This window comes from Erwinia sp. BNK-24-b (assembly GCF_047456155.1).
GTDB classification, from domain to species: Bacteria; Pseudomonadota; Gammaproteobacteria; order Enterobacterales; family Enterobacteriaceae; genus Erwinia; species Erwinia phyllosphaerae.
In genome coordinates this window covers 86,584-98,804 of sequence record NZ_CP179901.1, presented here as the reverse complement: position 1 = coordinate 98,804, position 12,221 = coordinate 86,584, and the positions used below count along the sequence as shown (strand labels likewise).

Sequence of the window (12,221 nt, the reverse complement as noted above, 5' to 3'; positions counted from 1 at the left end):
TCTCCTTCCGGTTTCCCCGGCCGTAGCCGGGAAGCATAATCAGGCTTTACGGGCTGGCGCTTTATGAACCAGCGTATAGGCATAGTCCACGCCCATGCCGTAAGCGCCGCTGTGCTCACGAACCAGATCCATTACCGCGTCGTAGGTTTCTTTGCGTGACCAGTCGCGCTGGTATTCCAGCAGCACCTGCTGCCAGGTTACCGGCACCGCGCCGGCCTGCACCATCCGGTCAATTGAGCGCTCGTGTGCGTCCACGCTGGTGCCGCCTGAAGTATCCGTCACCACATACACTTCGTAGCCCGCCTTCAGCGCCATCAGCGCCGGGAAAGTCAGACAGACTTCCGTCCACAGCGCGGAAATCACCAGCTTCTTACGACCTGTGGCCTCTACCGCCTGCACAAACGCCGCATCTTCCCAGGAGTTCATCGAGGTGCGCTCAATCGGCGTGACGTCCGGATGCACCGCCAGCAGTTCCGGCCAGATGTAGCCGCTGAAGCTTTCCGTTTCTACCGAGGTGTAAATCACCGGCACGTTAAAAACCTTGCCCGCTTTGGCCAGCGCCACGGTGTTATTTTTAAGCTGCTGGCGATCGATATTGGCGACGCCGAAGGACATCTGCGGCTGGTGGTCGATAAAAATCAGCGTAGAGTTCTGTGGATCTAACAGGTCGAGAGTGGACATGATGACTTCCTCTTTTAAGTGGGTTGTTGTGCTGCCGAAATCAACAATAAGAGAGGAAGACGCAGACGGATAGCGGAAAGAATTTGGCAACTCGTTAAGTTTTTTTGACAACTCACTTAAGAAAATAACTTTATCTATCAGCAAGATGACTGCAACAAAATCCTTCAACAACTTGTTAAAAAATTTGCTTTAGGTATCCGACAAAAGGAGCGCTATGGTTAATGGAGTTATCCAACCACGAGCCGAGGAACTAGCATGAGCACATTCAAGACGCAGGATGGAACGCAAATTTATTACAAGGACTGGGGACAAGGTAAGCCAGTATTGTTTAGCCATGGCTGGCCGCTGGACGCAGATATGTGGGACAGCCAGCTTAATTTTCTGGCCGAGCGCGGCTATCGCGTTATCGCCTTCGACCGCCGTGGCTTTGGCCGTTCCGATCAGCCGTGGGAAGGCTACAACTACGACACGTTCGCTTCCGATATCAACGATCTGATTAATCATCTTGACCTGCATGACGTCACGCTGGTGGGCTTCTCAATGGGCGGCGGCGACGTTACTCGCTACATCGGTCGCTATGGTACGGAACGCATAAGCGGGCTGGCGCTGCTGGGCGCGGTGACGCCTCTCTTTATCAAGACGGACGATCATCCCGAGGGCGTGGAAAAATCCGTGTTTGACGGCATCAAAGCAGGCTTGCTTAAGGACCGTGCGCAGTTTATTAGCGACTTTGCTACGCCGTTCTATGGTCTTAACAAGGGGATGACGGTTTCGGAAGGCGTAAAAGCGCAAACGCTGAATATCGCTCTGCTGGCTTCCCTGAAAGGAACGCTGGATTGCGTGACCGCCTTCTCGGAAACGGATTTCCGTCCGGACGTGAAGAAAATTGATGTACCAACACTGGTGATCCACGGCAGCAGCGATCAGGTTGTGCCTTTTGAAGCCACCGGTAAGCTGGCGGCTGAAAGCATTCAGGGCGCGCAGCTGAAAATCTATGAAGGTGCACCGCATGGGTTTGCCGTCACGCATCAGCAGCAGCTGAATGAAGATCTGCTGGCTTTCTTGCAGGCCCGTTAAGGCTACCGGCCTGCGTTATCTACCGGGATGCAAAAAGCGGCGCATATGTCCTGTAGGTAATGCCGAGGGCTTCATATTTATCAGCGGTTTCAAGGGGCTAACGCCCCTTTTATTTTTCCAGAGGACGCAGGGATATTTCACCGCCAACCCAGGATTTGCGCACGCCATCCTGCTCCAGAACCAGTCCGCCCTGCTGATCGATTCCGCGAGCGATACCGGGAATTTCTCTGTCGCCAATCAGCAGCTTAACCGGACGATCAAGGAAATTATCCAGTCGGCTCCAGCGTTCGATAAAAGGCGCCAGTCCTTCGCGTTCAAACAGCTGCAAAGACTCGCGCATTTTATTAACGAGGCTGGCGGAAAGCGTGTTGCGATCGATGGCTACGCCCGCTTCCTGCAGATTGATCCAGCCTTGATTAACGACGCTGGTATCCGGTGAACGCATCGCCAGGTTAATACCGGTGCCGATAACGATATTTGCCGCATCTCCGGCTTTTCCCGTCAGTTCAACAAGAATGCCTGCAAGTTTACGATCGTTAAGGTAGAGATCGTTAGGCCACTTTACCTTGACCTCGGTAGCGCCCAGCGCCTGCAACACTTCTGCCGTAACGATACCAATAACCAGGCTCAGCCCCATCGCGGCCAGCGGGCCCTGCTCCAGACGCCAGTACATAGAGAGATAAAGATTAGCGCCAAACGGGGAAAACCACTGCCTGCCACGACGTCCACGGCCTGCCTGTTGATACTCGGCCACGCAGGCATCGCCGGATTGCAGCGTAGCCATTCTGTCCAGTAAGTACTGGTTGGTCGAGTCGATCACCGGGATCACGGCAAGCTGCCCCTGATCCAGACCCGCCAAAATCTTCTTTTCATCCAGTAACTGGATCGGTGACGGCAGGCTATAGCCTTTACCCGTCACGGTGAAAACATCAATGCCCCACTCTTTTAGCGTTTGCATGTGCTTATTAATAGCGGCACGGCTCATGCCCAGCTGCTCGCCCAGCTGTTCACCGGAGTGAAACTCTCCGTCGGCCAGAATGCTGACCAGTTTTAAAGGGATAGTATTGTCTTTCATGCAATAACTCCGACGGCGTCTTTTTCACCTTCTGCGCCGATAAAGCGCACTTCCGGCTCAAGCCATACGTCAAATTTTTGGCCGACGCGCTGGCGAACTTCATGTGCAAGCGCAACAATATCGCTGCCGGTGGCGCGATCCTGATTGATCAACACCAGCGCCTGCTGCCGATGTACGGCGGCACCGCCCGATACGTATCCTTTAAGATCGCACCGATCTATCAGCCATCCTGCAGCCAGTTTGACGCTACCGTCGGCCTGAGGATAGCGCGGCATGTCAGTATATTCCGCTACCAGCATCTCTGCCTGCGCAGCCGTGACGACCGGATTTTTAAAGAAGCTACCAGCGTTGCCGGTAATGGCAGGATTGGGTAATTTGCTGCTGCGCATCTGGCAGACAGCCTCAAAGATTTGTTGGGGCGTTACGGTTTCCGGCGATAGCTTGCTCAGATCGCCATAGGTTATTACCGGCACCCACTGTTTTTTTAGCAGCAGGCCTACCGCAATAATGGCGTAACCGCTCTGGTACTGATGCTTAAAAATGCTGTCGCGATAACCAAACTGGCAATCCTGCGCCAGCAAACGCTCGGTTTTACCGGTAGCCAGATGCAGGATATCAACGTATTCGCAGACGTTTTTTAATTCGACACCGTAAGCACCAATGTTTTGAATAGGCGCTGACCCCGTACAGCCGGGGATCATCGCCATGTTTTCAAGCCCCGGCAGCCCTTTTTCCAGCGAGTATTGCACCAGCTGATGCCAGTTTTCGCCTGCGCCCACGTGCAGGTGCCAGGCGCTTTCGCTCTCTTCCAGCGTGATGCCTTTGATACGGTTAACAATAACCGTGCCCTGAAAGTCTTCCAGAAACAGGATATTACTGCCTTCACCCAGCAACAGCACGTGCTGCTGCTGACGCTGGCTTTCCTGCCAGGCGGCAAGAAGCTCGGCAGCCGTGGAGACCACAATCACTTTTGTAGCGGAAACGTCGAGATTAAAGGTGTTGAAAGGTTTTAAAGAGTGCTGCTGGCTGGACATGAGGCGGCCTTAACAAATTTAACTGCCCGTAGTTTACCCGATTCAGGCTGGCTGCGTGGAAGGTTTTAGCGATAAACGGCGATCGATATGGTGACTGTATGCGGGAGAGTTTTGCGTATGGGGCGACTGAAAATAGCTTCGGCTGAAAATTTTTTTTTCTGCTTAAGATCGCACAGTTTTGCCGGAAAGTGAAATTTTATGATGATTATTTAAGCGCCAGAAATGTGGCTCGGGGAGAGCGGCGGTTTTTTCCTGGCATAGAGAAGCGGAAATTGGCATATAGAAGCAGAAATGCCGATGTTCCTGGCGCAGTAATGCTGATACCTCTGGTACACAAATGCAAAGTACTGCCCTAAGAAGCAGGTTTCCTGACGCACCAGTGCAAAGTGCTGCTATCAGAAGCGGGCTTCTGACACATAAGTGCGAAATGCTGTCCTGAGAAGCGGATTTTCGGCGCACAAATGTAAAATACTGCCATTTAAAGCGGGTTTCCGGCGCGCAAATGCAAAGTGCTGCTCTGAGAAGAGGGTTTCCTGGCGCACCAGTGCAAAGTGCTGCTATCAGAAGCGACTTTCTGACACATAAGTGCGAAATGCTGTCCTGAGAAGCGGGTTTCCCGGCGCACAAATGCAAAAAACCCTGACCGTGAGGTCAGGGTTATCGCAGTTTGATGCCTGGCAGTTCCCTACTCTCGCATGGGGAGACCCCACACTACCATCGGCGCTACGGCGTTTCACTTCTGAGTTCGGCATGGGGTCAGGTGGGACCACCGCGCTAAAGCCGCCAGGCAAATTCTGTTCTTCACGCCGCCACAGGCCGCGCAAAGTTATCCGGGAACAAAGCTGAAAATTCTGTGTCTCTCAACACGCGCCAGAACGCTTCTGGCGTTGTAAGGTTAAGCCTCACGGGTCATTAGTACCGGTTAGCTCAACGCATCGCTGCGCTTACACATCCGGCCTATCAACGTCGTCGTCTTCAACGTCCCTTCAGGTGGCGTATAGCCACAGGGAGAACTCATCTCGAGGCAAGTTTCGCGCTTAGATGCTTTCAGCGCTTATCTTTTCCGCACTTAGCTACCGGGCAATGCCACTGGCGTGACAACCCGAACACCAGCGGTGCGTTCACTCCGGTCCTCTCGTACTAGGAGCAACCCCTCTCAATTCTCCAGCGCCCACGGCAGATAGGGACCGAACTGTCTCACGACGTTCTAAACCCAGCTCGCGTACCACTTTAAACGGCGAACAGCCGTACCCTTGGGACCTACTTCAGCCCCAGGATGTGATGAGCCGACATCGAGGTGCCAAACACCGCCGTCGATATGAACTCTTGGGCGGTATCAGCCTGTTATCCCCGGAGTACCTTTTATCCGTTGAGCGATGGCCCTTCCATACAGAACCACCGGATCACTATGACCTGCTTTCGCACCTGCTCGAGCCGTCACTCTCGCAGTCAAGCCAGCTTATGCCATTGCACTAACCTCACGATGTCCGACCGTGATTAGCTGACCTTCGTGCTCCTCCGTTACTCTTTGGGAGGAGACCGCCCCAGTCAAACTACCCACCAGACACTGTCCCCACGCCAGATTATGGCGCCAGGTTAGAACATCAAACGTTAAAGGGTGGTATTTCAAGGATGGCTCCACGCAGACTGGCGTCCACGCTTCAAAGCCTCCCACCTATCCTACACATCAAGGCTCAATGTTCAGTGTCAAGCTGTAGTAAAGGTTCACGGGGTCTTTCCGTCTTGCCGCGGGTACACTGCATCTTCACAGCGAGTTCAATTTCACTGAGTCTCGGGTGGAGACAGCCTGGCCATCATTACGCCATTCGTGCAGGTCGGAACTTACCCGACAAGGAATTTCGCTACCTTAGGACCGTTATAGTTACGGCCGCCGTTTACCGGGGCTTCGATCAAGAGCTTCTCCTTGCGGATAACCCCATCAATTAACCTTCCGGCACCGGGCAGGCGTCACACCGTATACGTCCACTTTCGTGTTTGCACAGTGCTGTGTTTTTAATAAACAGTTGCAGCCAGCTGGTATCTTCGACTGGCTTCGGCTCGGGGAGCAAGTCCCTCCACCTACGCGCCAGCGTGCCTTCTCCCGAAGTTACGGCACCATTTTGCCTAGTTCCTTCACCCGAGTTCTCTCAAGCGCCTTGGTATTCTCTACCTGACCACCTGTGTCGGTTTGGGGTACGATTCTGTGTTACCTGGAGCTTAGAGGCTTTTCCTGGAAGCAGGGCATCTGTTACTTCAGCACCGTAGTGCCTCGTCGTCACGCCTCAGCCTTAAGCATCCGGATTTGCCTGGATGCTCAGCCTACACGCTTAAACCGGGACAACCGTCGCCCGGCCAACATAGCCTTCTCCGTCCCCCCTTCGCAGTAACACCGAGTACAGGAATATTAACCTGTTTCCCATCGACTACGCCTTTCGGCCTCGCCTTAGGGGTCGACTCACCCTGCCCCGATTAACGTTGGACAGGAACCCTTGGTCTTCCGGCGAGCGGGCTTTTCACCCGCTTTATCGTTACTTATGTCAGCATTCGCACTTCTGATACCTCCAGCAGCCCTCACAGGCCACCTTCGACGGCTTACAGAACGCTCCCCTACCCAACAACACATAGTGTCGCTGCCGCAGCTTCGGTGCATGGTTTAGCCCCGTTACATCTTCCGCGCAGGCCGACTCGACCAGTGAGCTATTACGCTTTCTTTAAATGATGGCTGCTTCTAAGCCAACATCCTGGCTGTCTGTGCCTTCCCACATCGTTTCCCACTTAACCATGACTTTGGGACCTTAGCTGGCGGTCTGGGTTGTTTCCCTCTTCACGACGGACGTTAGCACCCGCCGTGTGTCTCCCGTGATAACATTCTCCGGTATTCGCAGTTTGCATCGGGTTGGTAAGCCGGGATGGCCCCCTAGCCGAAACAGTGCTCTACCCCCGGAGATGAATTCACGAGGCGCTACCTAAATAGCTTTCGGGGAGAACCAGCTATCTCCCGGTTTGATTGGCCTTTCACCCCCAGCCACAGGTCATCCGCTAATTTTTCAACATTAGTCGGTTCGGTCCTCCAGTTAGTGTTACCCAACCTTCAACCTGCCCATGGCTAGATCACCGGGTTTCGGGTCTATACCCTGCAACTTAACGCCCAGTTAAGACTCGGTTTCCCTGCGGCTCCCCTATACGGTTAACCTTGCTACAGAATATAAGTCGCTGACCCATTATACAAAAGGTACGCAGTCACACCACAAGGGTGCTCCCACTGCTTGTACGTACACGGTTTCAGGTTCTGTTTCACTCCCCTCGCCGGGGTTCTTTTCGCCTTTCCCTCACGGTACTGGTTCACTATCGGTCAGTCAGGAGTATTTAGCCTTGGAGGATGGTCCCCCCATCTTCAGACAGGATATCACGTGTCCCGCCCTACTCTTCGAACTCACAGCAAGTGTATCTTCGTGTACGGGAGTATCACCCTGTACCCTGCGACTTTCCAGACGCTTCCACTGACACACAAACTGATGATGGTTCCGGGCTGTTCCCCGTTCGCTCGCCGCTACTGGGGGAATCTCGGTTGATTTCTTTTCCTCTGGGTACTTAGATGTTTCAGTTCCCCAGGTTCGCCTTGCAGCACTATGTATTCATGCTGCAATGATGCACAAGTGCACCGGGTTTCCCCATTCGGGTATCGTCGGTTGTAACGGTTCATATCACCTTACCGACGCTTATCGCAGATTAGCACGCCCTTCATCGCCTCTGACTGCCAGGGCATCCACCGTGTACGCTTAGTCACTTAACCTCACAACCCACAAGCGTCCCGAAAGGACACATTGCTGTTGCAGGCATTGAGAGACTCGACCACATCGCTCTGTTCATTCTTATTACGGAGAATGAACGCGACGCGTCGTTTCAATTTTCAGCTTGTTCCGGATTGTTAAAGAGCAAATATCTCAAACGTGGCTCGTAAGCCAGTTTTGAGATAGTGTTGTAAACTGCATGGTGGAGCTAAGCGGGATCGAACCGCTGACCTCCTGCGTGCAAGGCAGGCGCTCTCCCAGCTGAGCTATAGCCCCATACAGTTACTGCAGAGACCATCTACCACTCCACCAGGTCACGTTTTTCCTTGCGGAAAACCGCAGCAGCATCTCTCCTGCGAAAGATGCAATTCTTTTCTGGTCAAGGCGTGGCTTCGCGCCGCATATCACGATATGCAAGTGAAGTCACAACGCAGGACAGGAAAGAATCTGGTAGGCCTGAGTGGACTTGAACCACCGACCTCACCCTTATCAGGGGTGCGCTCTAACCACCTGAGCTACAAGCCTGTAGAGGTTTTTTCTGCTCGTTACTTTTCTATCAGACAATCTGTGTGAGCACTTCGCACGACGGTATCTTCAGGTAAGGAGGTGATCCAACCGCAGGTTCCCCTACGGTTACCTTGTTACGACTTCACCCCAGTCATGAATCACAAAGTGGTAAGCGCCCTCCCGAAGGTTAAGCTACCTACTTCTTTTGCAACCCACTCCCATGGTGTGACGGGCGGTGTGTACAAGGCCCGGGAACGTATTCACCGTGGCATTCTGATCCACGATTACTAGCGATTCCGACTTCACGGAGTCGAGTTGCAGACTCCGATCCGGACTACGACGCACTTTATGAGGTCCGCTTGCTCTCGCGAGGTCGCTTCTCTTTGTATGCGCCATTGTAGCACGTGTGTAGCCCTGGCCGTAAGGGCCATGATGACTTGACGTCATCCCCACCTTCCTCCGGTTTATCACCGGCAGTCTCCTTTGAGTTCCCGACCGAATCGCTGGCAACAAAGGATAAGGGTTGCGCTCGTTGCGGGACTTAACCCAACATTTCACAACACGAGCTGACGACAGCCATGCAGCACCTGTCTCACGGTTCCCGAAGGCACTAAGGCATCTCTGCCAAATTCCGTGGATGTCAAGGCCAGGTAAGGTTCTTCGCGTTGCATCGAATTAAACCACATGCTCCACCGCTTGTGCGGGCCCCCGTCAATTCATTTGAGTTTTAACCTTGCGGCCGTACTCCCCAGGCGGTCGACTTAACGCGTTAGCTCCGGAAGCCACGCCTCAAGGGCACAACCTCCAAGTCGACATCGTTTACGGCGTGGACTACCAGGGTATCTAATCCTGTTTGCTCCCCACGCTTTCGCACCTGAGCGTCAGTCTTCGTCCAGGGGGCCGCCTTCGCCACCGGTATTCCTCCAGATCTCTACGCATTTCACCGCTACACCTGGAATTCTACCCCCCTCTACGAGACTCTAGCCTGCCAGTTTCGAATGCAGTTCCCGGGTTGAGCCCGGGGATTTCACATCCGACTTGACAGACCGCCTGCGTGCGCTTTACGCCCAGTAATTCCGATTAACGCTTGCACCCTCCGTATTACCGCGGCTGCTGGCACGGAGTTAGCCGGTGCTTCTTCTGCGGGTAACGTCAATGACAGAGCGTATTAAGCTCCATCCCTTCCTCCCCGCTGAAAGTACTTTACAACCCGAAGGCCTTCTTCATACACGCGGCATGGCTGCATCAGGCTTGCGCCCATTGTGCAATATTCCCCACTGCTGCCTCCCGTAGGAGTCTGGACCGTGTCTCAGTTCCAGTGTGGCTGGTCATCCTCTCAGACCAGCTAGGGATCGTCGCCTAGGTGAGCCGTTACCCCACCTACTAGCTAATCCCATCTGGGTTCATCCGATAGTGAGAGGCCCGAAGGTCCCCCTCTTTGGTCTTGCGACGTTATGCGGTATTAGCCACCGTTTCCAGTGGTTATCCCCCTCTATCGGGCAGATCCCCAGACATTACTCACCCGTCCGCCACTCGTCACCCGAAGAGCAAGCTCTTCTGTGCTACCGTTCGACTTGCATGTGTTAGGCCTGCCGCCAGCGTTCAATCTGAGCCATGATCAAACTCTTCAATTTAAGTTTGATTTGCTGCAACAAGTGCAGCGATGCTCAAGTGTAAAACGTCATAATGAATTTTCATTATGTGTTCACTCTTAAGACTTGATATTTTTTTGCGTCCGGAGACGCTGATATCAATCCTGCGAGTGCCCACACAGATTGTCTGATAAATTGTTAAAGAGCGTTGCGGTAAGCGCCGTGGCGACTTACTGCGAGGTGGCGTATCTTACGCTTTCCTCCTTCAGAGTCAACTTCTTTTTGAGAAGTTTTTCTCCGGCGGTTCAGCTTCCTGAACCTCTCAACCCGGCGACTCGTAAGCCGTTGTTCCGTGTCGATGGAGGCGCATTATAGGGAGTTCTCGACGGCTGACAAGCGTTTATTGCAAATAAATTACCGACAGCCGTATTTTTCAACAAAGCGTCCGTTTTTACTGCAAACCGCGTGATAATGCAGCAAATTCATGGGCAAAACGCGCGACCTGTTCCCAATCTGTGTACTCCACTTCCTTGCTGGCATCCGTCTCTCCACCGGTCATACGCATAATAAGCTGGATCATAATGCGATCGAAGAAGCCATAGCGCGGATAACGCAGCGCACCGGCAAAGACGGCGCAGCAGTCAGGCTGCCACGGAGAGGTCAGCAGAAACTTGCGCGTATAGGCATTAGTTTGCGGCGTACGTTTTTCTGGCTTGCGCGCGGTCAGGTTCACCGAGAAGAATCCCGACGGACGTTTGCGCAATTCATCCAGATGAAGCTTGATGAACTTATCTACCTTTGGATGGAAATGACCATAGCGAATAGAAGCGCCAATCAGCACACGATCGTACTTCGTCCAGTCAATATTATCGGCATGCAGGATGTTAAGCGTATCGCACTCCTGCTGCTCTTTAAGCTGGTTAGCTATATAAGCCGCAATTTCACGAGTCTGCCCGTCGCGGCTGGAAAAAAGAATAAGTGCTTTCATAAGATTCAACTTTTGTTATTCACGCCAGAAAGTCGGCGTAAACAGGACTAACAGCGTGAAGACCTCAAGACGCCCAAACAGCATCGTCAAAATCAAAATCCATTTCGCCGTATCATTCATAGTAGTGAAGTTGTCCGCTACTACCCCTAAGCCCGGCCCCAGATTGTTCAGCGTTGCGGCAACGGCAGCAAAGGCCGAGAAGTCATCCACGCCCGTGGCGATGATGGCCAGCATGCTCAACAGAAACACCAGTGCATAAGCGGAGAAGAATCCCCACACCGCCTCAAGTATCCGCTCCGGCAGCGCTCGCTGTCCCAGCTTAATGGTGTAAACCGCATTGGGATGCACCAGACGCTTTAGCTCGCGCGAACCTTGTTTAAACAGCAGCAGAATGCGGATCACCTTCAGGCCACCGCCCGTCGATCCCGCGCAGCCGCCAATAAAAGCAGAGCATAGCAGCAGCACCGGCAAAAAGAGCGGCCAGCGCGCAATACTGTCCGTGGTAAAGCCTGCGGTCGTCGCCATAGAGACAACCTGGAAGAACGCCTGGTTCAGCGTCTGCATTCCGCTGTGATAGACATTGTGAAACCACAGCACCAGCGTACAGATAATAACCAGCGTGAACTGCACGCCAATAAACATACGAAATTCCGGATCGCGCCAGTAGACGCGAAGGTTGCGCCCGCTAAGCAGCGAGAAGTGCAAACCGTAGTTACAGCCGGAGATAAGCAGGAAAATAGCGATGATGGTGTTAATCGTCGGGCTGTTGAAATAGCCGATGCTGGCGTCATGCGTGGAGAAGCCGCCAATCGCTATAGTAGAGAAGCTATGCCCGATTGCGTCGAACAGCGGCATACCCGCCAGCCATAGCGCCAGTGCGCAGATGACCGTCAGCAATACATAAATCAGCCAGAGCGTTTTTGCCGTTTCGGCAATCCTCGGCCGCATTTTGTTATCTTTTAGCGGGCCTGGCATTTCCGCGCGGTAAAGCTGCATCCCACCTACGCCGAGGATTGGCAGGATAGCCACCGCCAGCACGATGATCCCCATACCGCCAAGCCATTGCAGCATTTGACGATAGAACAGAATCGCTTTGGGTAACGAATCCAGACCCACCAGCGTGGTTGCGCCCGTCGTGGTCAGACCGGAAAACGATTCAAAGAAGGCATCGGTTAGTGAAAGGTTAGGATGCTCGGCAAAGATAAACGGCATTGCCCCCACGCTGCCCAGCACCGTCCAGAACAGCACCACAATCAGAAAACCCTCGCGCGGCTTCAGCTCGCTTTTCTGTTTGCGGTTTGGCCACCACAGCAGTGAACCAATCAGTAACGCCATAAAAAAGGTCTGGGTAAATGCCCTTCCGGCGCCGTCACGGTAGATCAAAGCCACCAGTCCCGGAACGATCATGGTTCCCGAGAATAAAATGACCAGTAAACCCACGATGCGGGTAATGGCACGAAAATGCATGGAGCCGTT

6 protein-coding genes, 2 tRNA genes and 3 rRNA genes are annotated in these 12,221 nt (G+C 53.4%); 1 reads left to right on the top strand and 10 read right to left on the bottom strand.

The genetic code is table 11. The annotated features are described in order from the left end of the window. Positions 1–39: 39 nt before the first annotated feature. Positions 40–681 (bottom strand): hydrolase, encoded by a 642-nt coding sequence (locus ACMGGR_RS00485; RefSeq protein ID WP_246762347.1) that lies wholly within the window; start codon positions 679–681, stop codon positions 40–42. Positions 682–936: 255 nt separating this feature from the next. Between ACMGGR_RS00485 and ACMGGR_RS00480 the strand changes: the two genes are divergently transcribed. After that, the gene (locus ACMGGR_RS00480) at positions 937–1,758 is read left to right on the top strand and encodes an alpha/beta fold hydrolase (protein ID WP_246762349.1); all 822 of its coding nucleotides are present in this window, start codon (positions 937–939) and stop codon (positions 1,756–1,758) included. 109 nt (positions 1,759–1,867) lie between these two features. Here ACMGGR_RS00480 and birA read toward each other — a convergent pair whose 3' ends face one another. The 9 genes from birA to trkH all read right to left on the bottom strand — a co-directional run bounded on the left by birA (position 1,868) and on the right by trkH (position 12,212). After that, positions 1,868–2,833, bottom strand: coding sequence for a bifunctional biotin--[acetyl-CoA-carboxylase] ligase/biotin operon repressor BirA (gene birA / locus ACMGGR_RS00475; RefSeq protein ID WP_414147915.1), 966 nt, complete (start codon positions 2,831–2,833; stop codon positions 1,868–1,870). Beyond that, positions 2,830–3,867 (bottom strand): UDP-N-acetylmuramate dehydrogenase, encoded by a 1,038-nt coding sequence (gene murB / locus ACMGGR_RS00470; RefSeq protein WP_414147914.1) that lies wholly within the window; start codon positions 3,865–3,867, stop codon positions 2,830–2,832. Before murB ends, birA begins: the two co-directional genes overlap by 4 nt. A gap of 672 nt (positions 3,868–4,539) precedes the next feature. After that, positions 4,540–4,655: ribosomal RNA gene (gene rrf / locus ACMGGR_RS00465) — 5S ribosomal RNA — on the bottom strand. A gap of 103 nt (positions 4,656–4,758) precedes the next feature. After that, positions 4,759–7,660 (bottom strand): 23S ribosomal RNA (locus ACMGGR_RS00460). Between the two features lie 198 nt (positions 7,661–7,858). Then, positions 7,859–7,934 (bottom strand) — tRNA-Ala (locus tag ACMGGR_RS00455). A 172-nt stretch (positions 7,935–8,106) separates the two neighbouring features. After that, positions 8,107–8,183: transfer RNA gene (locus tag ACMGGR_RS00450), tRNA-Ile, on the bottom strand. A 74-nt stretch (positions 8,184–8,257) separates the two neighbouring features. Further along, positions 8,258–9,799 (bottom strand): 16S ribosomal RNA (locus ACMGGR_RS00445). The 16S, 23S and 5S rRNA genes sit together here with 2 tRNA genes alongside, the layout of an rRNA operon. Positions 9,800–10,208: 409 nt before the next feature. Further along, positions 10,209–10,745, bottom strand: a complete 537-nt coding sequence (hemG, locus tag ACMGGR_RS00440; RefSeq protein ID WP_414147913.1) for a menaquinone-dependent protoporphyrinogen IX dehydrogenase — start codon at positions 10,743–10,745, stop codon at positions 10,209–10,211. Positions 10,746–10,760: 15 nt separating this feature from the next. After that, entirely contained in the window at positions 10,761–12,212 is a 1,452-nt protein-coding gene (gene trkH, locus ACMGGR_RS00435; protein WP_246762276.1) for a Trk system potassium transporter TrkH, read from the bottom strand. Positions 12,213–12,221 lie beyond the last annotated feature (9 nt).